The sequence below is a fragment of the Campylobacter concisus genome (assembly GCF_015230015.1).
In the GTDB taxonomy this organism is placed as follows: Bacteria; Campylobacterota; Campylobacteria; order Campylobacterales; family Campylobacteraceae; genus Campylobacter_A; species Campylobacter_A concisus_AF.
On sequence record NZ_JAAKZC010000007.1, the window covers coordinates 78,010 to 101,237 of the forward strand.

The window sequence follows — 23,228 nt, forward strand, 5'->3', positions numbered from 1 at the left end:
TATTTCTACAATACCTAGTGAAAATTTATAAATTTTATTTTTAAATATAGAAACTAATATTATAATTATTGAAAATTTTAATTTGGAGGAGTTATGAAGACATTAGGTATCATAGGCGGCATGGGACCACTTGCCACGGCTGATCTATACAAAAAGATCATCGATATAACCCCAGCAACTTGCGATCAAGAGCATCTACACATCGTTATCGACTCATACGCACAGATAGAAGATAGGACAAAATTTATCATGGGCGAGGGAGAAAGTCCGCTTCCAAAGCTAATTCAAAGCGCTAAACTTTTAAAAAATGCAGGATGCGATGCGATGCTAATGGCTTGCAACACGGCTCACTACTTTGCCCCAAGCATCGAAAAAGAGGCTGGAGTGAAAATTTTGCACATTGCAAAAGTTACCATAGATGCCTTGCAAAAGAAATATCCGCACGCCAAAAATATCGCTGTCATCGCAACAAGTGGCACAAAAAAAGCAGGCGTTTATGATCAAATTTTAAAAGAGCGCGGGCTAAAAAGCGTGGATTTTAGCAAAGAGACGCAAGATGTCATCATGGAGTGCATCTACAAGGGTGTCAAAGCTGGCAAACTAGAAGAGTATGTGCCGGTATTTTATGAAGTGCTTTCGAACATTGAAGCTGATGTTTATATCGCAGGCTGCACCGAGATACCAATGTTTTTACCATTTATCAGTAGTGAGTATAAATTTATAGATGCGACATTTGAACTAGCAAAAGCTGGCGTAGAATTTGGACTAGAAAAGAGAGTATTTTGATTAAATTTAGCTAGGAGTTCCTAGCTAAATTTTCGTTTTAACTGCAAAAATCCTACAACTTATACTAAGTTTTTATAGTAGAAATTTTGAGATCAAATTTAGCTGGAGTATTTTGGCTAAATTTTAAATTTTTAACTCCAAAGATCGCTTATATTAAATTTCTAATATCAGGCGATTAAATTTTTGGGCATTTACAAAAAGCAAATTTTATAGTGAAATTTAGAAAGTATCTTTAAATTCTGATTGAGGTATTTTATAAAAATTTTCAAATTTCATATTAGAAATTTAAAAGTGAGCTACGTTTTATTATTTGATAGTTTAAATTTAAAAAAGCCTTGCAGGATCTTCCCGCAAGGCCATAAATTTAAGCTTTTGGACCAGCTTTAGCGTATTCAACGCCCTCTTTTACATCTTCATAGCGTTTGAAATTTTCAACAAACATTTTAGCAAGCTTGTCGCGTGAAATATTGTACTCAGCTGGGTGCGTCCATGTATTTATTGGATTTAGCAGTTTTGTCTCGACACCACCTAGCTCTTTTGGGATAGCGAAGTTAAATTTATCAAAATTTTCAAATTCGCATTTTGTGATGCTACCATCTAAGATTGCATTTATGCAAGCACGTGTTGCTTTTATGCTCATACGCTTACCAACGCCGTAAGCACCGCCGCTCCAGCCTGTATTTACAAGATAGACATTAACGCCGTGCTTATCGATCTTCTCGCCAAGTAGCTTTGCATAGACGGTTGGGTGAAGTGGCATAAATGGCTCGCCAAAGCAAGCGCTAAAAGTAGCTACAGGCTCAGTTATACCACGCTCTGTGCCAGCAACTTTTGCTGTATAGCCGCTCAAAAAATAATACATCGCCTGCTCTTTTGTGAGCTTCGCAACTGGAGGAAGCACGCCAAAAGCGTCAGCGCTTAAAAAGATGATGTTTTTTGGATGGCCAGCGCTTGAGCTTGGCTCGTAGTTGTCGATGTGATAGATCGGATAGCTCACGCGTGTGTTTTCAGTCTTTGAGCCATCTTTGTAATCAACCACTCCGTTTTCATCAGCCACTACGTTTTCAAGTAGCGCGTCACGCCTGATCGCTGCGTAAATTTCTGGCTCGCTATTTGGATCAAGGTTGATACATTTTGCGTAGCAGCCGCCCTCAAAGTTAAACACACCATCATCGTCCCAGCCGTGCTCGTCATCGCCTATTAGTTTGCGTTTTGGATCGGTTGAAAGTGTCGTTTTACCAGTGCCAGATAGGCCAAAAAATAGCGCTGTATCGCCCTTTTCGCCTACGTTTGCAGAGCAGTGCATGCTTAGCTTGCCCTCAAGTGGCAACCAGTAGTTCATCATAGAAAAAATGCCCTTTTTCATCTCACCGCCATACCATGTGCCACCGATTACCGCGACATTTTCTTCGACATTAAAGATAACAAAAACTTCTGAATGTAGTCCGTCAGCCTTGTAATCCTCATTTTTTGTCTTGCAAGCGTTATATACTACAAAATCAGGCTCAAATTTAGCCAGCTCCGCTTCACTTGGACGGATGAACATATTTTTTACAAAGTGCGCTTGCCACGCTACTTCGGTGACAAAGCGGACTGATTTTTTGCTCTTTTTACTAGCTCCACAAAATGCATCTTGGATGAAAATTTCCTTACCACTAAGCTGCTCTTTTGCTTTTTTAAGAAGCTTGTCAAATAGCTCTTTTGTGATAGGCTGATTTATCTTGCCCCAAGCGATGTATTTTTGGCTTGGGTCTTGCTTGACAAAGTACTTGTCTTTTGGGCTTCTACCTGTAAAAATTCCAGTATCGACCATAAATGTGCCATTACTTGAGACTCTGCCCTCGTTATTTGCCTTTTCAAGCTCAAAAAGCTCGTCGTAGCTTAGATTGTGATTTATCTTTTTGATCTCTTTTAGACCTAGCTCGTCTAGCTTATTTATCATGTTGTTTCCTTTTAAATTTTCGTTTCTTTATAAATTTGACCTAAAAGTCATCAAAATGTTAATCAAATTTCGCTTAACACTATCTTTTTAAAAGTGGCAAATTTATTTAAATCTAGCCACCACTTGATTGTTTGCAACGCTTTGACCTTTACTAACCTCTATAGAGCCTATGATGCCATCTTTTGGGGCTTTGACCTCTATCTCCATCTTCATCGCTTCAAGCACGACTATGGCCTGACCTTTTTTGACATGATCTCCTGCGCTAACTAAAATTTTATGCACAGCGCCTGGCAAGCTTGCGACGATATCATTTTCTGTTGCACCTGCTACTGCACTTTTGGCGCTTTTTACGCTCTTGCCTTCAACTTCAGTGATTGATTTTACTTGGATACTGTCGTTAAAACCTTCGCTTACTTCAACGTTGTAGCGACTACCATTTACCACGACGCTATATCTGCCGCTTTGAGTTTGTCTGCCCTCATTTGCCTTGGTGTTTAGATCGATCTTTCTTACATTTACTTTGGCTTCGCCTTTTAAGAACGCGATGCCTTTTTCTTTACAAGCTGCTGCTATAAAGACGTTTTCTTCGGTAACTTTGATCTTATTTTGTTTTAAAATTTCTTTCACGTGCGCAAGCGACTTACTCTCATCTTTATCAGCTATATCAACAGCGTGTTTTGTTGTTGGTTTTAAGCCTAGCTGCTCGCTAGCAAGCTTAATAATCTCTTTATCAGGCGTAACTGGGGTCTTGCCAAAGTAGCCAAGCACCATTTTGCCGTATCCCTCAGCGATCTTTTTCCACTTGCCAAACATCACGTTATTAAAGGCTTGTTGGAAGTAAAACTGGCTAACAGGGGTCACTGAGGTGCCGTACCCGCCCTTTTGCACCACTTCACGCATAGCAAGGATGACCTCTGGAAATTTATCTAAGATGTTGTTATCTCTCATCATCTGGGTATTTGCAGTGAGCGCGCCACCAGGCATAGGTGAAAACGGTATGAGCGGGCTTACTTGCACAGCTTCAGGCGGTAAGAAATACTCTTTTAAACAATCATTCAAAACGCTTTCATATTTTAAAATTTTCTCCACGTCAAGTCCGCCAAGATCGTAGTTTTTGCCTTTTACTGCATGAAGCATGGTTAAGATATCTGGCTGACTTGTTCCGCCACTTACTGGGCTAGCGGCTAGATCTATGCCATCAACGCCAGCTTCAAGCGCTGCAAGATAGCAAGCAACACTTACGCCTGCAGTTTCATGCGTGTGAAGTCTGATATGAGTTTTTTCTGGGAGAAGTTTTCTAGCCATTTTTATGGTTTCATAGACCTTTTGTGGGCTACTTGTGCCACTTGCATCTTTAAAGCAAACGCTGTGATAAGGGATATTTGCATCTAAAATTTCTCTTAAAATTTTCTCATAAAATTTAACATCATGAGCTCCTACACAGCCACTAGGTAGATCCATCATAGTAACGACAACTTCGTGTTTTAGCCCGTGATGAGCGATCCTCTCGCCTGAATATTTTAAATTTTCAACATCATTTAGTGCGTCAAAATTTCTAATAGTAGTAGTTCCATGTTTTTTGAAAAGTTTTGCGTGAAGGTCAATTAGCTCACGGCTGCCAGTGTCAAGTGTGACAGTATTTACGCCACGGCTTAAGGTTTGAAGATTTGCTTTAGGTCCTACGATGCTTCTAAATTTATCCATCATCGCAAAAGCGTCTTCATTTAGGTAAAAATAAAGGCTTTGAAATCTCGCTCCTCCGCCAAATTCAAAATGCTCTATGCCAGCCTCTTTGGCTGCTTCAAGCGCGGGCAAAAAGTCGTTCATAAGCACTCTAGCGCCATAAACAGACTGAAAGCCATCTCTAAAGGTCGTATCCATAACATCGATAAATTTCTTTGCCATATTTCACCTCATTAAATTTATAAATTTACTAAAAAGCGGTCATAAAAAATGGCTAAATTTGACAGAAACTCAAATTAGCCATTTTACTTGTTTTTGGTATTTTACAACCAAAAACTTTTATATCATTTAAAAAGTGAGAGTAAGAAGTTAAATAATCCGCCGTGGCTCGCATCAAGCATCGGCTTTATCTCCATCAAAAAGACGCAGAAAAATACTAAAACTGCCACTTGGATGATGATGTAAGGCACCACGCCTTTATAAATAGCAGCTGTTTTTATCTCAACAGGTGCGACTGATCTTAAGAAAAATAGACTAAATCCAAATGGCGGCGTCAAGAATGAAGTTTGTAAATTCATAGCAACTAGGATCGCTAGATAGACTGGGTTTATGCCTAGTTTTGCGGCGATTGGCACCAAGATAGGAAGCACGATATATGAAATTTCAACAAAATCTATAAAAAAGCCAAGCACAAAGATAACAGCCATACTAAAGATGATAAAGCCCCACTTCTCGCCTGGTAAATTTGTCATGAAATTTTCAACTATCTCATCGCCTCCAGTGTAGCTAAAGACCATAGAAAAGGCAGTCGCACCAACAAGTATAGCAAAGACTAGAGCTGTAGTTTTTACGCTCTCAGCCAAAGCCTCTTTCATCATAGAAAATGAAAATGTCCTATAAAATATTGCCAAGATGATAGCGCCAACGCAGCCAAATGCTGAACTTTCAGTCGGTGTAGCGATACCTGCAAAGATAGAGCCAAGCACACAAATAACTAGCAAAAGTGGAGGGAAGATCGCAATTAGCGCTCTAACGATCTGCTTAAATTTACTAACGCCGCTCTCATCTTTTACGATAGGAGCGACTTCTGGCTTAAGATAAGCAGCTATCAAAATATAAACTATATAAACTCCAACTAGCGTGAATCCTGGCACAATGGCTTGGTGAAAAAGCTCGCCAACTGGCACTGAGAAGATGTCGCCCAAGATGATAAGCACGATAGAAGGTGGGATGATCTGACCAAGCGTACCAGCAGCGCATATCGTGCCACATCCTAGGGATTGGTCGTATTTATACTTTAGCATTACAGGCAAGCTTATAACGCCCATAGCAACAACGCTAGCACCTACAACGCCAGTTGATGCAGCAAGAAGCGCTCCAACTAAGATAGTGCTTATCGCGATACCGCCTCTGATTTCTCCAAAGAGCATACCCATGCTCTCAAGTAGTCTCTCGGCTAGCTTTGACTTTTGAAGCACGACGCCCATAAAGACAAAGAGTGGAACTGCTATGAAAATTCTACTCTCCATGATAGAGAAAATCCTATAAGGCATGAAGTTAAACATATCTTTAAACACTTCTATACTGCCAAGTAGTCCATCGCCATCGCTAAGGCTCTCTACAACGCTGCCAACCATGCCAAATATCATCGCAACCGCACCAAAGGTAAATGCCACTGGAAAGCCAATGCCAAGCATCAATAGTGCGGCTATAAACATTATCAATCCAGCCATATTTTCTCCTTACTAGCTTTCTTATAGCGATTTAAATTTTTTATAAAAAAGCCGATCGCAAAAAATACAAGCACATAAAATGAAAAAGGGATCATCGCTTTTATGATCCATCTATGGGTAAGACCGCCTGGATCTGCGCTGGCCTCTGCCGAGCTGTAAGCATCTCCTACAAATCCAAATGATAAATTTGAAACCAAAAGCGCAAATGGTATGATAAAAAATACAGTACCAAGCATATTTACAAGGGCTTTATTTCTTTCTGAAAATTTAGCATAAAAGATATCAACTCTAACATGTGCGTCCTCTTTTAGAGCATAGCTCATGCCAAGTAGAAATATCACAGCAAAAAAGTGCCACTCAAGCTCCTGAAATGCAACGTTGCCGTAAGAAAAAAAGTATCTTGCCACAACGTTAAAAAAAACGTCTATTATCATCAAAGCCATAATAAACATACAAATATAGCCGACTATATCACCAGCTTTGTCAAAAAATCTCTCAATCTTATCCATTAAAAACCTTTAATAGTTCATTTATCATGATGATGAGCACACAAACTGGTGCTACATATCTTAGTAAAAAATACCATGTATTAAATACAAAATCACTCATATATGGGCTAAATAGTACATATAAAGCATCTTTTTTCATAAAATATCCTACAAATATCGCTCCGCCGATACCGCTAATTGGTAGCAAGATATTTGAAGCGGTAAAGTCTAGGAAGTCAAAGAAATTTTTACCAAATATCATAAATTTATCGCCAATATTTTCTATATTTGATAAAAGACATAAAAATCCCACTATGAAAATCCCAGCTCCAACTATGCAAAGCGCTTTTTTCCTACTCATGCCATACTCTCTGATCAAGAAAAAGACAAATGGCTCGACGATAGAGATGGCTGAAGTGATACCAGCAAAAATGAGCGCAGCAAAAAATGCCACCGCTAAAATTTGACCTATCGCGCCAAGCTTAGCAAATAGCGTTGGTAGCGAGATAAAGACAAGACCTGGTCCTTGAGACGGAGTAGCGCCAAATTCAAATATAAAGGTAAAAATAACAAGACCTATCATAATAGCAAGCGCGATATTTATGAAGACGATACTAAGCGTTGAAGTGGCTAAATTTGTATCATCGCTTAGGCTAGCTGAATAGGTGATGATCGCTGCCATACCAAGAGATAGTGTCCAAAATGCAAGGCCAAGAGCAAGCAAGAGTGAGTTAAATGAAATTTTGCTAAAGTCAGGAATGAGTAAAAACTCGGCTGATTTCACAAAGCCATCCATCGTTATAGAGTAAAAAAGCATGATCAAAACCATGATAAATAGGCTTGGCATCATCCAAACATTTAGCTTCTCTATGCCACTTTTTACGCCTTTTGATAGGATAAAAAAGCAAGCTGCAAATGCTATAATAAAGTAAAGTGTCTGCTCGCCAAGACCATGCGTCAAAAGATCGTTAAATATCACTTTTGAGCTATCTATATCGCTTGGGAGACCAGTAAATGAGAGCGTGAAATATTTAAAGACCCAGCCGATGATCACGATGTAATATGATGAGATGATAGCCGCTGTCACCATGGCTAAAATTCCAACCAGTTGCCATAAATTTTTATTTTTAGCTGCTAGCTTTCTAAAGGCATTAACGCTGTCACTCTCACTAAGCTTGCCAATACTAAGCTCTGCCATAAAGATAGGCACACCAACTAGAAAAGTTATCAAAAGATATAGGATAATAAACGCCGAACCGCCGTTTTCACCAACCATGTATGGAAATTTCCATGCATTGCCAAGTCCGACAGCCGATCCAGCGACTGCTAGGACATAGCCTATTTTAGAAAATTGTTCTTTTGCCATATTATGAGATCTCCCTTATTAACACCACCAGAACTAAAAGTGGAGCCACAAATCTAATTAAAAAATACCAAATTTTAAATATAACCTTGCCCATATAAGGCACAAATAGCTCTTTTAAAAGCTCAAATTTCATAAAGTAGCCAACAAAGATAGCAAACAAGATGCCACCAAGTGGGAGCATGATATTTGAGCTTAGATAATCAAGTAGGTCAAAAAAGCTCTTACCAAAAAATGTAAGCGCATCTTTAAATTCACTTGTGCCACTTAATGCGCATAAAATTCCTAAGATATAAACCACGCAAGCAACGATTAGAATTGATTTGTTTCTACTAAATTTTAGGCTTTTGCTTAAGAAAAATATAAACGGTTCAACCATCGAGATAACCGAGGTGATGCCAGCAAAAAATAGTGATATAAAAAATGTAAATGCCAAGAAATTTCCAAGCAAGCCAAGCTTAGCAAATAGCGTCGGTAGCGAGATAAAAGCAAGCCCTGCGCCTTTTGATGGCTCTGAGCCAAACTCAAATGTAAATGTAAAGACGATAAGGCCGATGATGACGCTTATTATGATGTTCGCAAAGACGACATAGAGTGAAGAGGTAAATAAATTTGTATCATCGCTTAGACTTGATGAGTAGGTAAGGATGCAGCCAATGCCAACGCACATCGTAAAAAAAGCAAGTCCAAGAGCGTTTAAAACAGCTGCCTGATCTATCTTTGAAAAATCAGGCACTAGTAGAAATTTAGCCGCTTTATCAAAGCCCTCCATGCCAAAAGAGTAGCCAAGCATAAGTAAAAGCAAGATAAAAAGAGCTGGTATGAGATAGACATTTATGCGCTCGATGCCGCTTTTTACACCTTTTGTAAGGATGAAAAAGTAGGCAAAAAACGCGATGCTAAAGTATAAAATTTGTTCATTTATGCCATTTGAGGTGAAATTTACAAAAAACGTCTCTGAACTTGCGATATCTTGAGGTAGCTCACTAAGACTTAAAATGACGTATTTTAAAACCCAGCCAATGATGAGCGTGTAAAAAGAGGCTATAAATAACCCGGTCACCATGATAACGCCAGCAAATTTCCAAGAATTTGCCCCTTTTGTAGCTAGGCTTTTAAACGCTCCAACCGTATCAAGGCGTGAAATTTTACCCATCGCCATCTCAGCAAAAAATATGCTAAGACCAACAGCAAAGGCAAAAAATAGATATATAAGGATAAATGCCGAACCGCCGTTACTGCCGACCATGTATGGAAATTTCCACGCATTACCAAGGCCGATAGCCGCTCCAATTATCGATAAGACAAAGCCAATTTTACTAAATCTCTCTGCCATTATTTACCTGCCATCTGGTAGATCATTATCGCACAAATGGCAACTGGCACGACATATCTTAAGAAAAAGTACCAAATTTCAAAAAATGCTCTTCCCATAAAATCGCCAAAGAGCAGATATAAACTCTCTTTTTTAAGCCTGTAGCCAACAAAAAAGCTAAATACGATAGCGCCTATTGGCATCATGATATTTGATGTGAGAAAGTCAAGCGCGTCAAAAAATGGCTTACCGCAAACACTAAAAGCACTTGATGTGTCTGAATAATATGAAAGTATGCAAAAGATACCCAAGATATAGACAAAAGCGCCGATGTAAAGAAGCGCCATTTTTCTTGAAATTTCAAATTTCCTAACCAAATAATAAGCAAAAGGCTCGATCATCGAAACTGCACTCGTAATGCCAGCAAACAATAACGATACAAAAAATGCGACCGCCATGACGTTGCCAACGATGCCAAGCTTTGCAAAAAGCGTGACAAGCGAGATAAAAATAAGGCCTGGACCACTTGCCGTGCTATCAGCCCCATAAGCAAATATAAAGGTAAAAACAACAAGCCCCATCATAATGCCTATTAAGATGTTTATAAAGATGATAGAGAGGGTTGATTTTATTAAATTTGTGCGCTCTGGTAAATTTGCAGCGTATGTTGGTATGACTCCAACACCCATAGATAGTGAGAAAAACGCAAGGCCTAGAGCTTGCAAAACAACATCTGGCGTGATCGCACTAAAATTTGGTACAAATAAAAATTTAGCCGCCTTCACAAAGCCATCTCCCATGCTAAGCGCGTAAAAAAGCATGCAAACTAGCAAGACAAAAAGGCTTGGCATCATCCATATATTTAGTTTTTCTATGCCACTTTTTACACCTTTTGAAACGGCAAAAAAAACCATCAAAAAGACTAGGCTAAAGCATAGCACGGCGCTGCTTAAATCATTTGATAAAAGTGTGTTAAACTGCTCCCCTGCAGCTTTTGTGTCAGATAAAAGTGGCGAAAAACTAAGATAGATATACTTTAAAATCCAGCCAATAACCACCATATAAAATGAAGCTATGAGGATTGCGCCGATCATGAAAAAGCCAGAGAGCGACCACACTTTTTTATTTTTTGGAGCAAGTTTGTAAAGAGAGCTTACGATGTCGCTTTCGCCAAGTTTGCCGATGCTAAGCTCTGCCAAAAACGCCACAAATGCGATAGCAAATGTAAGAAGCAAGTATAAAATTATAAATGCCGAACCGCCGTTATTTCCCACCATCGTAGGAAATTTCCAGGCATTGCCAAGACCCACAGCAGAACCAGCCATCGCAAGAACAAAGCCTATCTTTGAAAATTTTTCGTTCATTGAAAACCTAAGATTAAGAATAAATTAAATTCTTTCAAAGATAGCATAAAAAAACTTTCATTTTTCTAAGCCAAGAATTTTTTATAGGCAATTTAAATTTTTAGTGTTTTTATTTGAAACAAAGTTTTGTTTTTGTAATATTACGGCTCATAAAGTTTAAGTAGGGGACAGATCCGAAAGAGCTTTAAATTTTAAAGGAGCAACGATGAAAAAGATCGTGTTTTTAATTCTTGGTCTTGCTGCATTCGCATTTGGCGCTGACGGTGAGATGATCAGATCATATTCAGTTATCGCTGGCGGTATCGGCCTTGGCCTTGCAGCTCTTGGCGGTGCTATTGGTATGGGTAACACAGCTGCTGCAACTATCAGCGGAACAGCTAGAAACCCTGGCGTTGGTAGCAAACTTATGACTACAATGTTTATCGCACTTGCGATGATCGAAGCACAAGTTATCTACGCACTTGTTATTACACTTATCGTTCTTTACGCAAACCCAATGCTTGGCTAAGCGTAAAGCTTAAATTTAGCCCCTTTTGGGGCTTTTGTTCTTTTTTGCGATCATGGTGGAATTGGTAGACACGCTATCTTGAGGGGGTAGTGCCGTTAGGTGTGCGAGTTCGAGTCTCGCTGATCGCACCATCTTATCTCTCTTTCTAAATCAAAATCTTAAATTTCTAAGATATAAAACAAGGAAAATTTTATGTTAGACAAAAAACGTGCCTTAAAACAATTACAAAATGAAGCAGACGATGCCGCTATATACTCACTTCTAGAAGCTAGCGAAAAAGACGATGAGAATAAAAAAATACTTCGCAAATTAATCACCGAAGAAAGACGTCATTATGCTTTTTGCCAAAAGGTAACTGGTGAAAGCAGAAGTGCAAATTTATTTAAAGTTATTTTCTATACGATACTTGTTAAAATTTTTGGCACATCTTTTACCCTAAAATTTATGGAGTCGCGCGAAGAAAATGCTGAGAAATTTTATCTTGACATCGTAGATGAATATCCTGAGGCTCGTGATATTTATGAAGAGGAGATGAACCATGAAAATAGTCTAATCTCCATGTTAAAAGACACAAAACTCGTAAATGCTGGTGGCATCGTGCTTGGCATGAATGATGCGCTAGTTGAGCTAACAGGCACACTTAGCGGCATCGCACTTGCTTTTTCAAACACAAAATCAGTTGGCGCAACAGGCCTTATCATGGGCATGGCAGCTGCACTCTCTATGGCTGGCTCAGCATATCTCGAGTCAAAAGAAAATCCAAGTGATGAGATCAAACCACTTACCTACTCGCTCTACACAGGCGGCTCATACATCATAACAACGGCATTTTTGATACTTCCATTTTTCATCTTTTCAAGCGGTTTTTACGCCGTTTTATCGATGTTTTTCTTTGCACTAGTTGCCATTATCACTTACAACTTTTATATAAGCGTGGCAAAGGAGCTTAAATTTTTACCAAGAGTGGTTGAGATGTGCGTGATAACTTTTGGCGTTGCGATCATATCTTTTGGCATCGGCTTTTTAGTTAAACACTATTTTGGACTAGATATTTAATCCAAAATTTCATACCAAGTGTAGCTATCGTCTCCGAAATTTCCACTAAAAAGTGGTTTTAAATTTAGATCAAGCCTTAAATTTTCACCATTTTTAAAATTTGGGCTTTGATAGATCAGTAGCCACTTTACATTTGCTAGCTTGCCCTCTTTTGCGAGCTTTAAAAACTCACCAGCTCCTTCAAACATAGCAAGCCCTTTTAAATTTAGCTCTTTTTGCACGCTCACCTTGCGATCTGGCACGCTAAAAAGCGGTATCGTTTCATCAAATTTATCACTTCTTGAGTAGATTATGACGTCTGGGTTTTTACCACCACCTACTAGCCTACTATTAAGCTTTGGTAGGTCCGTCCGCACCGTGTTGCCACCGATCACTAAAGTATCTATGACACTTCGCAACTTGTGGACATGGGCGCGGCTAAGCTCATTTGTGATGATACCGCCACTTGCAACACCGTTTTTACTAATGGCGATTTTTAAAAAGCTAAATCCACCATTTTGATATGCCAAAAATGGCTCAAGAAGCTTATCGCAGCGCTCTTTTAAAACGCCAAATTTAACATTCACACCAGCACTTTTAAGTAAATCAGCGCCGCCACTTGCTATTTTATTTTCATCGTGGCTGCCTATTATAACCTCACCAAAGCCAAGCTCTTTTAGCAAATTTGCACAAGGTGGCGTTTTGCCATGATGCGAGCAAGGCTCAAGCGTAACATAGGCTTTTGCATTTTTTAGTAAATTTGAGTGATTGTTTAGTATAAATTCATAGCTGAATTTTGGCTCTAAAAGGCCAAATTCGCCCTCTTTTACCTTAGAGCTAAAATTAGCATTATATGCTTTTATAAAATCATCTTTAAATTTTGCACTTTTTTTGCAAAGCGCAAAGAGTATCGCTGTCGGTTCAGCGTGTAAATATCCAGCCTTTTCATGAGCCTTGCAAGATAAAATTTGACCATTTTCATCAAGTATCAAGCATCCAACGGCTGGATTTGGATAGGTCAGGATCTGAAATTTCCAAGCCTCGCTTAAGGCAAGACCCATGTAAAATTCGTCGTTCATCCATGCCCTTTAAATTTAAACACACCAGCGTTTGCCAGTGTGTTTTCATAAATTTACGACAAGCCGTCGATCTTGCCGTCTGCGTCTATCTTCATATTGACCGCAGCTGGCACTTTTGGAAGGCCTGGCATTAGCATTATCTTACCGCAAACCGCGACGATAAAGCCAGCTCCCGTTCTAATGTCAAGGTCTTTTACGCTAAATGTAAAACCCTTTGCTCTGCCCAAAAGCTTCGCATCGTCGCTAAATGAGTACTGTGTTTTTGCGATACAAACTGGCAAATGGCTCAAATTTAGCTCTTTTATCATCTCGAGCTTTTTAAGAGCAGCCTCTTCAAAGACCACCTCGCCAGCTCCATAAATTTCCTTAGCGACCTTTTCTATCTTAGTTTTTGTATCATCACTCATCTCGTAGGTGAAATTTATCTTGCTTGGCTTGTCGCACGCTTTTAAAACTAGCTGGGCAAGCTCAAGCGCACCTTTGCCACCTTTTACAAAATTCTCGCAAACTGCCACTTCTACGCCAAGCTTTTGGCAGTACTCTTTTACAAAATTTATCTCTTCATCAGTGTCAAAGCCAAATTTATTAAGCGCCACAACTACATTTTGACCAAATTTTACTTTTAAATTTTCGATGTGTCCGCCAAGGTTTTCGATACCTTTTTTAAGGGCGTTCATATCTGGTTTTGTGATCTCATCTTTATTTGCTTCGCCGTTATATTTTAGCGATCTGATCGTGCTTACAAGCACCACAGCGCTTGGTTTGATGTCAGCGATCCTGCACTTTATATCTAAAAATTTCTCCGCGCCAAGCTCCGAGCCAAAACCAGCTTCAGTGATGACGTAGTCGGCTAAATTTAGAGCTGTTTTTGTTGCGATGACGGAGTTGCAGCCGTGTGCGATGTTTGCAAATGGGCCACCATGCACGAGCGTAGGTGTGTGTTCAAGTGTTTGAAATAAATTTGGCTTGATCGCATCTTTTAAAAGTATGCAAACAGCGTCCTCGCAGCCTAGATCACGCACGTAGATAGGCTTTTTATCGCTATCATAGGCGACCATGATGTTTGCTACGCGCTCTTTTAGATCAGAAAGGCTTGTGGCTAGACAAAGCACAGCCATGATCTCGCTTGCTGCGGTGATGTTAAAGCCATCTTCTCTTGGCACGCCATCAGTCCTGCCGCCCTGCCCCACAGTGACAAATCTAAGCGCGCGGTCGTTCATATCCATACAGCGCTTCCATAAAATTTTCTCGATTTTTAGTGGGTTTTCTTGATAGAGGCTATTATCTATCATCGCTGAAATGAGGTTATTTGCCGATGTTATCGCGTGAAAATCGCCAGTAAAGTGTAAATTTAGATCCTCCATCGGCGCAAGCTGTGAGTAGCCGCCACCTGCTGCTCCACCCTTTATGCCAAAAACTGGTCCAAGAGATGGCTCGCGAAGTGCCAAGCAAACCTTTTTATTAAGTAAATTTAGTGCGTCAGCTAGACCGATTGACATAGTCGTTTTGCCTTCGCCGTATGGGGTTGGATTAGTCGCGGTGACTAAGATGAGTTTTGAGTTTGATGGCTCAAGTCTAGGGGAAATTTTAGCCTTAAATTTGCCGTAAAGCTCAAGTTCGTCTTCGTTTAAGCCTAGTTTTGCGGCAACTTTACTGATGTGTTCAAGTTTTGTTTGGTGAGTTATCTCTATGTCGCTTAGCATTTTACCACTCCAAATATGTTTTTGCTTTTTTTATCTCACTAATGTTGATCTCAAAAATTCCATCTTCGTTTTCTACTGCGATGCTCTCTTCATCTGCTTTTACAAGCCTTCCTGCAAATTTCTCAGCCTCGGTTTGAACTTTAACTAGCTCACCAACGCTCGCTTTAAAATGCAAAGGCTTACTAAGCTTTCTCTCAAGACCAGGCGAGCTAATCTCAAGGTTATAATCCCCGCTAACTGGCGGTGTCACGTCAAAGATAGGCGAGAGTAGACGGCTCACTTTTTCGCAGTCTTCAAGGCTCACTCCGCCATTTTTTGTGATGTAGACTCTAAAAATAGCCCTGCCATTTTCATTTGTGATCTCGCTGTCGTAAAGCTCTACGCCGCATTCGCGTACTAGTTTGTCTAAATTATCCATTTTTGTTTAAATCCTTTGAAATTTTATCAAACAACTTATCCATATGGTTTTGATATTCTAATCTATCGTCAAATTTAAAGTGAAAATTTGGACATCTATACCAGCCCTCAGCTGCCATGCAGTGGTTTTGCAAGTGCCTGCAAACGCGCTTTAAATGCCCCAAAATATACTCTTGCTCGCGCTCATCAAACATCATCTTGTCAAGATAGACAAAAGCATCGTATCTGCCCTTTTTGCACTCAACGTCAGTGACGCAAAGCCCCTTTAAAATGCTATCTTCAAGAGTGGCTAGAGCCTCTGGTATGAGCTCTTTTAGCACGCTCTCTGTTCTCATACGCTTTATTTCGTTAGCGTTCATAGAGTAGCTTTCTCCTTGACTTCTTTGAAGCTTTCAATGTAGTCATTTTCTCTAATGTCGTTGAAATTCTCGATACCAACGCCACACTCGTAACCTTTAGCAACCTCTTTGACGTCATCTTTAAAGCGTTTTAGTGAGCTTACCGAGCTCTCATAAACGACCACACCTTCTCTAATAAGGCGAATTTTTGCTCCTCTGTTTATCGTACCCTCAGTGACGATACATCCTGCGATTGCGCCTACTTTTGGCACATGGATCACTTGGCGAACCTGAGCTTGACCAAGCTGCTCTTCTCTGATGATCGGTGACATTAGTCCGCCTAAAATCGCCTTCACATCGTCTATTAAGTTATAAATAACATTGTAAGTTTTTATCTCGACGCCGCTCTCTTTTGCCTTCTCTTTTATCTCGCCAGTTGGCCTTATATTAAAGCCAAGAATGATACAGTCGTTGCTTGCGCTTGCAAGCGCAACGTCGCTTTGCGTGATACCGCCAACGCCTGAGTGGATCACATTTACTCTGATCTCGTCGTTTGCTAGTTTTTCTAGGCTCGCTTTTAACGCTTCAAGTGAGCCGCCAACGTCAGCTTTGATGATGACTGGAAGTGTCTTTAGCTCGCCCTCAGCGATCTTAGCGCTAAGCTCATCGATACTAACTTTCGTGCTCTTGCTAAGCTCTTTTTGACGGATATATTCAGCCTTTTTCTGTGCGTATTCGCGAGCCTCTTTATCAGTTTTTACGCCTATTAATGTCTCGCCAGCCTCTGCTATCTCGCTAAGACCTACTATCACGCCACATTCGCCTGGTTTTATCTCTTTTAATGGCCTGCCCTGATCATCAAGCAAGCTTCTTATCTTACCGTATGCAACTCCAGCTACAACGGTATCTCCGACATGAAGCGTGCCGTTTTCAACGATGATGGTAGCTACTGGACCACGGCCTTTTTGAAGTGAGCTCTCGATAACAGTTGCTTTTGCGTTTGCCTTTGGATTTGCCTTTAGCTCCAAAAGATCAGCTTGCAAAAGCACGATCTCAAGTAGATCATCTATGCCCATGCCTGTTTTTGCAGAGATCGGCACAAATTCATACTTGCCACCCCACTCTGTTGGCATGATGTCAAGCTCAGCAAGACCGGTTTTTACTAGATCAGGATTTGCTGACTCTTTATCCATTTTATTTATTGCAATGATTATTGGCACGCCAGCGGCTTTTGCGTGGCTAACTGCCTCCTTTGTCTGTGGTTTTACGCCGTCATCTGCTGCAACAACGATGATAACTATATCAGTTACGCCAGCGCCCCTTGCACGCATAGCCGTAAATGCTTCGTGGCCTGGAGTGTCGATAAATGTGATGTTTTTGCCGTTTTTATTTACCATATAAGCACCAACGTGCTGCGTGATACCGCCAGCTTCGCCAGCTGCTACGCGAGACTTTCTTATGTAGTCAAGTAGCGAGGTTTTGCCGTGGTCGACGTGACCCATGATGGTTATGACTGGCGCTCTTGGCTGGAGATTTTCATCGTCTTTTATCTCCTCTTCATAGGCTGCTACGTAGTCGAATTCTTTTTGATCATCGATGATATTTACCTCGACATTGAACTCATCAGCCAAAATTTCTATCGCATCTTCATCCAAAAAGTCGTTTTTAGTTGTCATCATGCCAAGCATAAATAGCTTGCCTATGACCTCGCTAGGCTGTTTGTTTAGCTTTTCAGCAAATTCGTAAACGCGAATTTCTTTTGGAATATTTATCGAAGTTACAGCTTCGCTGTTTTGTTTATTTTCAGGCTTTTTGTGTTTTTTTCTAGCTCTTCTTTGTATGCCGCCTTCGCCAAATGAATTTATCGTGTTATTAACGGTTGTTTTCATCGCATTTGGCTGTTTTATCCTTTGCATAGGAGCTGGCGCTGGTGTTTTAAAGCTAAAATCAGGCAATACAACTACATCTTCATCTTCAAGCACGATGTCACCAAAGTCGCTTCCACCAAGCAAGTCCATCTTCTCGGCACTATCTTTTTTGCTTACAACCGTTACTTTTTTCTCTTTTTTCTTTTTTCTAGCCAAATTTTCATCGCTAGCAGAGAACATGCTCTTAAAATCACTAATGTTAGTAACAGCCGCCTCAGCCTTTTTCTCCTCTTTTACTGGAGCTGGCGCCTCGAAGTCTTTTTTCTTTTTAACTATCACAAGACCACGTCTTTTTTGAGTCACATCAGCCAAACTCTCTTTTGGTTTTGGTGCTTCAGCTGGCTTTTGCTCGACCTTTACAGGCTCTTCTTTTTTAGGTTCAGCCTTTGGTTTTTCCTCTGAAATTTGCGCCTCTTTTTTAGGCTCAGTCTTTGCCTTTTCGGGTTTTGGCTCGGCCTTAGTAGCTACCTTTTTAGGCTCAGTTTTAGGCTTTTCTTCTTTTTTAGCTGCCTCTTTTTTAGGCTCTTTTTTTACCTTTGGTTCACTCTTTTTCTTTTTAAATTTCTCTGGTATGACGCCAGTTTGAACGTACTCATATATTGCTTCAGCCTCTTCAAGGCTCACAGCGTTTGAGTGAGTTTTGACCTTTAGGCCTAGTTCTTGAGCTTTTTCGACTATCTCTTTACTTGGGTAGCCAAGCTCATTTGCGATCTCTGAAATCCTAACATTGCTCATTTAAGAGTATCTCCTTTAACTTCGGTGCGTCAAGTCCGAGGGCACCTTTAGTTTGTTTATCAATTATTTTTTTTAAAATTTTGTCGTCTTTTTGCAAACAGCCATCACATAGATAGAAACTGCGACCATTTCCTTTGCCGCACTCCAAATTCTTGCCTACCAAGCGGTATCTTTTTAGCAAGTTTTGAGAAAATTTAACTTTGCAAGCGACGCATGTCCTTACTGGATTATTTTTATTCATTATACCTTTTTAAACTTGTTTCTAGCTTTGCGTAATTTCGTATCCATCGTTATCAAATGAAAAAATTTCCACTCTAAAATCACCAAATTTACTCTTTAAAGCATCTTGTAAATTTTTCGCGTCATCTTTATAAGCGATATTTAAAAAGCTTGAGCCTGAGCCTGAAAGTGTGCTCATAAGCGCTCCGTTTTCATAAGCTAGCTTTCGCACCTCAAAAAGCTCTTCTAAGGCGCTCATTCTGCGCTCTTCATGCATCATATCCTCACTTGCTATCCTTAAAAGATCATACCTTTTTTCATAAAAACAAGATGTTAAAAACGCAGCGTGAGAGAGGTTATTTACGCACTCTTTCATAGTGTAGTTTTTTGGCAAAATTTGCCTTGATGATGCCGTGCTCATTGGTTTATTTGGGATGACAACGACCGCTTTTATATCATCACTTAAATTTATTTTATTTGCATAGACATTGCCATTTTTTACGATAGCACTGATAAAACCTCCATGAACTGCTGGCGAGATGTTATCTGGGTGTGTCTCGTAGATGATTGCCTTGTTTAAAACGACGCTTTTGCTAGCCTTAAACCCAGCCATCTCATAAGCTGAAGCGATGGCTCCAACGATCACTGCAGAGCTGCTGCCAAGTCCTCTTGAAAATGGGATATTGTTTTCAAAAACGACTCTAAAATTTTCATTTTTTCCAGTTAGCTCGAGAAAAATTTCATTAAAAATACTTAGAAAAATGTTGTTTCTCTTTAAATTTACACTATCGCTTCCCTCGCCATTTATAGAGACCGAGCTAAATTTAGATGGTTCGATCTTTACGCTATTAAAAAGCTTTAAACTAAGCCCCAAAGCGTCAAAACCAGGTCCTAAATTTGCACTTGTAGCAGGGATTAAGATATTCAAATTTTCTCCTAAACAGCTTGAATGATATAATTTGGAAGTGTATCTGAATTTAGTTTTAATTCATCTAAATTTAAAGGCAACACAAATCTCACTGGCTCAACTTTTTCAAGTGAAATTTCGCCATTTTTTAAGACAAAGCTTAAATTTTTATTTGCCCTGATCGCTTGGTCGCCATTTAGACTAAAGCCGCTAACTGCGTAAAACTCACAGCCCTTTGCCAAAGAAAAAGTCTTTAAGATAACGTAGGCCACCTTTAGTCCCATAAAGCTACCTGGCGTGTTTGCGTAGATGATCTTTGTGATGTTAAATTTAGAAGATAAATTTTCTAGGATTTTTATTAAAGCTTCGCTGACATGCTCGTCAGTTGTGATCTCATCAAATTTTACGCCATCTTTATAGACTCCAACTAAAAGTGGAGTCGATAAAGAGACTACTAAAATTTCAATATTTTTTATGCAAATACCTTTTGATACTCTTTTAAAAGTTCGCCACTAAGAGTTGCGATCTCATAATTTTTCTCATCTGCCATTAAAGCAAGTGTTAGTTTGTGATTTAGATCATGGCTTCCAGCAAACGCTGTGTAATCCCCTAGTAAAGGTGCTCCAAGCAAGCTTAGATCGCCAACTGCATCTAAAATTTTATGTCGTACAAACTCATTTTCAAATCTCAAACCCTCTGGATTTAAAATATGTGTATCATCGATAGCCACAGCGTTATCAAGTGACGCACCAAGGGCTAAATTTTGAGCTTGCAAGCGTTGCAAATCTTTTAAAAAGCCAAAAGTTCTAGCACGAGCGATATTTTTTACAAATGAACTCTTGCTAAATTCAAAAACATATCTTTGTTCGCCGATAACTGGGTGGTCAAATTTGATCGTATAGTCAAATTTTGGATTTCTTGAAGGCGAAGTTCGCACAAATTTTGACCCCTCAACCACCTCGACCTCGCGGCGGACAAGGATGACTTTTTTACCAGCATCAAGATGTCTTATACCAGCTTCATCAAGCAACATACAAAAGCTTATCGCACTGCCGTCCATGACAGGAATTTCGTTTGCATCAACTGAAATTCTAATATTATCAATGCCGTATCCATTTACAGCTGCCATTAGGTGCTCTATCGTGCTGATAAAGCCCTTTTCGTTGCCAACGACGGTTGCCATTTGCGTATTTATAACGTTTTTAGGTTCGGCTTTAAAACTAATACCAAGATCTTCGCGGTGCAAAATAATGCCTGAATTTGCATCGAGAGGTTCTAGTATAAGTCTTATCGGCTCACCCTTGTGAAGCCCTATACCAACGGTCTCAACGCGTCTTGCGATAGTAGTTTGTTTCAAAAATTTTCCTTATATTTTTTGTTCGCTTATGATAGCACTAAAAAATCAAATTTGCAAATTTAATTCTTATCTATCATCGCCTTGGCGGCATCTAAGACACTTGTAACATTGTCTTTTATCCACTTTTTATCCATCCATTGTTGAGGTCTTACCTCTTCACCTTGGACCAAAATTCCAAAGTGAAGGTGATCTCCAAGTGCAAGGCCGCTAGTTCCAGTGGTGCCTATCTGATCACCAGCAGCAACCATATCGCCCTCTTTTACCTTCGCACTTGAGCAGTGACCATAAAGCGAGTAAAGCCCAAAACCATGGTCTATCACGATGTTTAAGCCATAAATTCCATTCTCAGATGCTAGCACGACGCGACCAGCATTGCTAGCTATGATCGGAGCTGCTGCCACACTAGCAAAATCTATTCCCATATGCCATGACTCGCTTACTTGTTCATTATTATATGTATAGAAGCGGTGATCGGCAAAATCAGCAACTTTCTTGCCATTTCTAAGCGGATAAAACGGGATCACACTAAAGCCAGTTAGCGTCTCATCGCCAGGGCTTGAAGTAAGAGCTGCGATCTTTTCTTCGTTTGAGTTCCTAAGCGTTTCATTGACAAATTTCATTTTCTCAAGCCTAGAAAGAGCGTTTGGATCTTTAGCGTATTGATCTGTTAGATCAACGATCTTTCCGTCTAAAAATCTATCATTTAAAGCAATGGTTGAAGTTTTGTATTTTACATTTTCATAAAAATATCTCACGTGAGATTTGCTCTCATTGCCTGCAAAGTCTCTTGCGATGACCTCTGCGCTAAAGTTTTCAACTTGCACTGGCCAAGCAACAAGTGCTGCATAAAAGCCCTCTTTGTAAAATGGCACAGCCTTAAATTTCTTACCAAAATTTGTCTGGACATAAACCTCTTTTAGCTGATTATCAGTCGCTCTAAAGACTACAACCGCGCTACCGCCTTTTGAGATAGAGTAAGACTGCGAAAGCACGTAAAGATCAGGTTTCGAGGTATCAAGCACCACTTCAACTTTTTTGCTTGCTTTATTGCCAGTAAAAAAACCCCATTTGCTAGTATCAACAGCCTCTATATTCATCTCATAAGTATCTTTTTGTGCGAAAAATCCAGTCTTTGGAAAGGTTAAATTTACATCTAGCTCAGTGCTTGGATTTTGTATGATTTGATTTAATAAATTTAGATCATTTTTGCCGTCATTTATGCTGATACGTACAAATTTTATGCCGCTGTCATCTTTAAATTTGATATTCATAGGCGAGCGAAGGTTCCAATAAACCTTGTCAGAAATCCCAATGATTGGCTCGTTTCGCTCAAAGTCTTTCGACATAAAAGCATAACCAAAGCCACCAGCCAATATCAAAACAAGTAAAACTACAACAATGCCAAAACCACCTATTCCACGTCTATACATATATTATTACCTTAAATTTTATTTGCGAAATTTTACATACTAATCAATAAATTTTTAGTTAATTACAAAATTTCTCTTACAGCTCTAGCTTCGCTCATCCAATCAAAAAGCTCATCCCAGCGCTCATCTTTTATGAGATCTTTGCATAAATTTAGCTCTTTTTCAAACATATTTATCGCTTCAACGACATTACTTTTATTTTGCTTAAAGATATCGCTCCACATAAATGGTGAACTCTTTGCAACACGTATCATGCCCTTAAATGTCGGTCCGCCAAGTGCTACGATGTGTCTTTTATCCTCTTCTTTTAATATCCCACTAGCAAGCGAAAATGCAATAGCGTGAGGCAGATGCGAGATGAGACCCACGTGGTGATCATGCTCTTTTGCGCTCATGAAAATGATCTTCATACCAAGGCAAGAAAATAGCTCAACGCTTCTTTTTACGTGCTTTTCTGCGCTCTCAGCAAAGTCACAAACTATGACAGTTGCGCCTGTGTAAAGTGACTTAAAGGCAGCTTCTGGACCAGAGTACTCAGTACCTGCCATCGGGTGAGCTGGGATGAAATTTTTACGAATTTTTTCTGGCACGGCTTCTATTATCTTTTGCTTTGTCGAGCCAAAGTCGATGATCGTCGTATCTTCACTAATGTCAGTTAAATTTTGCACGATGCTTACGATAGCCTCAACTGGAACAGCCAAAAAGATGATGTCACACTTCTTTTTCATCTCATCAATGCTTAAAATTTCATGCACCAGTCCAAGATCGAGTGCTTTTTTGCTGTGATTTTCATCTTTGTCATATCCGCTGACACATGAGATCAGCTTCTCATCTTTTAGTGCAAGACCAAGCGAGCCACCCATAAGACCAAGTCCGATGATACCTATTTTCATAAAAA

At 39.7% G+C, this 23,228-nt stretch carries 20 protein-coding genes and 1 tRNA gene; 4 read left to right on the forward strand and 17 right to left on the reverse strand.

Annotation, left to right across the window (positions count from 1 at the left end; translation table 11 throughout):
- Positions 1 to 93 precede the first annotated feature (93 nt).
- Positions 94 to 786, forward strand: a complete 693-nt coding sequence (locus tag G6W42_RS05400) for an aspartate/glutamate racemase family protein (protein ID WP_021089668.1) — start codon at positions 94 to 96, stop codon at positions 784 to 786.
- Positions 787 to 1,150: 364 nt separating this feature from the next.
- Here the strand turns inward: G6W42_RS05400 and pckA are convergent, their stop codons facing one another.
- From pckA to G6W42_RS05435, 7 genes are all read right to left on the reverse strand, one after another.
- Positions 1,151 to 2,725, reverse strand: a complete 1,575-nt coding sequence (gene pckA, locus G6W42_RS05405) for a phosphoenolpyruvate carboxykinase (ATP) (protein WP_194173254.1) — start codon at positions 2,723 to 2,725, stop codon at positions 1,151 to 1,153.
- A gap of 105 nt (positions 2,726 to 2,830) precedes the next feature.
- On the reverse strand, positions 2,831 to 4,633 hold the full coding sequence (locus G6W42_RS05410) for a biotin/lipoyl-containing protein (RefSeq protein WP_194173238.1): 1,803 nt from the start codon (positions 4,631 to 4,633) through the stop codon (positions 2,831 to 2,833).
- Positions 4,634 to 4,755: 122 nt separating this feature from the next.
- Positions 4,756 to 6,144 (reverse strand): TRAP transporter large permease, encoded by a 1,389-nt coding sequence (locus tag G6W42_RS05415; protein ID WP_194173239.1) that lies wholly within the window; start codon positions 6,142 to 6,144, stop codon positions 4,756 to 4,758.
- Positions 6,132 to 6,653 carry a TRAP transporter small permease subunit gene (locus tag G6W42_RS05420; protein ID WP_194173240.1) on the reverse strand — a complete coding sequence of 174 codons (522 nt, stop codon included), beginning with the start codon at positions 6,651 to 6,653 and terminating at the stop codon, positions 6,132 to 6,134. Before G6W42_RS05420 ends, G6W42_RS05415 begins: the two co-directional genes overlap by 13 nt.
- The gene (locus tag G6W42_RS05425) at positions 6,646 to 7,998 is read right to left on the reverse strand and encodes a sodium-dependent transporter (protein ID WP_107916458.1); all 1,353 of its coding nucleotides are present in this window, start codon (positions 7,996 to 7,998) and stop codon (positions 6,646 to 6,648) included. Before G6W42_RS05425 ends, G6W42_RS05420 begins: the two co-directional genes overlap by 8 nt.
- Before the next feature lies 1 nt (position 7,999).
- Positions 8,000 to 9,331 (reverse strand): sodium-dependent transporter, encoded by a 1,332-nt coding sequence (locus tag G6W42_RS05430; protein WP_107916457.1) that lies wholly within the window; start codon positions 9,329 to 9,331, stop codon positions 8,000 to 8,002.
- A complete protein-coding gene (locus G6W42_RS05435; RefSeq protein WP_107916456.1) occupies positions 9,331 to 10,674 on the reverse strand; it encodes a sodium-dependent transporter in 1,344 nt (447 codons plus the stop codon). Before G6W42_RS05435 ends, G6W42_RS05430 begins: the two co-directional genes overlap by 1 nt.
- Positions 10,675 to 10,879: 205 nt before the next feature.
- Here G6W42_RS05435 and G6W42_RS05440 point away from each other — a divergent pair, with 205 nt between their 5' ends.
- The 3 genes from G6W42_RS05440 to G6W42_RS05450 all read left to right on the forward strand — a co-directional run bounded on the left by G6W42_RS05440 (position 10,880) and on the right by G6W42_RS05450 (position 12,238).
- Positions 10,880 to 11,182: a F0F1 ATP synthase subunit C gene (locus tag G6W42_RS05440; protein ID WP_004317263.1), complete on the forward strand. Its 303-nt coding sequence runs from the start codon at positions 10,880 to 10,882 to the stop codon at positions 11,180 to 11,182.
- A 46-nt stretch (positions 11,183 to 11,228) separates the two neighbouring features.
- Positions 11,229 to 11,313 (forward strand) — tRNA-Leu (locus tag G6W42_RS05445).
- A 61-nt stretch (positions 11,314 to 11,374) separates the two neighbouring features.
- Positions 11,375 to 12,238 (forward strand): VIT1/CCC1 transporter family protein, encoded by an 864-nt coding sequence (locus G6W42_RS05450; RefSeq protein WP_194173241.1) that lies wholly within the window; start codon positions 11,375 to 11,377, stop codon positions 12,236 to 12,238.
- On the opposite strand, the gene ribD is transcribed toward G6W42_RS05450, so the two are convergent.
- From ribD to G6W42_RS05500, 10 genes are all read right to left on the reverse strand, one after another.
- On the reverse strand, positions 12,235 to 13,296 hold the full coding sequence (gene ribD, locus G6W42_RS05455) for a bifunctional diaminohydroxyphosphoribosylaminopyrimidine deaminase/5-amino-6-(5-phosphoribosylamino)uracil reductase RibD (protein WP_194173242.1): 1,062 nt from the start codon (positions 13,294 to 13,296) through the stop codon (positions 12,235 to 12,237). The genes G6W42_RS05450 and ribD overlap by 4 nt on opposite strands.
- A 53-nt stretch (positions 13,297 to 13,349) precedes the next feature.
- Positions 13,350 to 14,999, reverse strand: a complete 1,650-nt coding sequence (locus tag G6W42_RS05460) for a formate--tetrahydrofolate ligase (protein ID WP_103598953.1) — start codon at positions 14,997 to 14,999, stop codon at positions 13,350 to 13,352.
- Position 15,000: 1 nt separating this feature from the next.
- On the reverse strand, positions 15,001 to 15,417 hold the full coding sequence (gene rimP / locus G6W42_RS05465) for a ribosome maturation factor RimP (RefSeq protein WP_194173243.1): 417 nt from the start codon (positions 15,415 to 15,417) through the stop codon (positions 15,001 to 15,003).
- Positions 15,410 to 15,775, reverse strand: coding sequence for a 30S ribosome-binding factor RbfA (gene rbfA / locus G6W42_RS05470; RefSeq protein ID WP_004317240.1), 366 nt, complete (start codon positions 15,773 to 15,775; stop codon positions 15,410 to 15,412). Before rbfA ends, rimP begins: the two co-directional genes overlap by 8 nt.
- Positions 15,772 to 18,417, reverse strand: coding sequence for a translation initiation factor IF-2 (gene infB / locus G6W42_RS05475; protein WP_194173244.1), 2,646 nt, complete (start codon positions 18,415 to 18,417; stop codon positions 15,772 to 15,774). The genes rbfA and infB overlap by 4 nt, the downstream gene beginning before the upstream one ends.
- Before the next feature lie 262 nt (positions 18,418 to 18,679).
- The gene (thrB, locus tag G6W42_RS05480) at positions 18,680 to 19,564 is read right to left on the reverse strand and encodes a homoserine kinase (RefSeq protein WP_194173245.1); all 885 of its coding nucleotides are present in this window, start codon (positions 19,562 to 19,564) and stop codon (positions 18,680 to 18,682) included.
- A gap of 8 nt (positions 19,565 to 19,572) precedes the next feature.
- Positions 19,573 to 19,935, reverse strand: a complete 363-nt coding sequence (locus G6W42_RS05485) for a glycoprotease (RefSeq protein WP_194173255.1) — start codon at positions 19,933 to 19,935, stop codon at positions 19,573 to 19,575.
- An 80-nt stretch (positions 19,936 to 20,015) separates the two neighbouring features.
- Positions 20,016 to 20,900, reverse strand: a complete 885-nt coding sequence (lpxC, locus tag G6W42_RS05490) for a UDP-3-O-acyl-N-acetylglucosamine deacetylase (RefSeq protein ID WP_004317248.1) — start codon at positions 20,898 to 20,900, stop codon at positions 20,016 to 20,018.
- Between the two features lie 59 nt (positions 20,901 to 20,959).
- Positions 20,960 to 22,330: a M23 family metallopeptidase gene (locus tag G6W42_RS05495; RefSeq protein WP_194173246.1), complete on the reverse strand. Its 1,371-nt coding sequence runs from the start codon at positions 22,328 to 22,330 to the stop codon at positions 20,960 to 20,962.
- A gap of 62 nt (positions 22,331 to 22,392) precedes the next feature.
- Positions 22,393 to 23,223: a prephenate dehydrogenase gene (locus tag G6W42_RS05500; RefSeq protein ID WP_194173247.1), complete on the reverse strand. Its 831-nt coding sequence runs from the start codon at positions 23,221 to 23,223 to the stop codon at positions 22,393 to 22,395.
- Positions 23,224 to 23,228 lie beyond the last annotated feature (5 nt).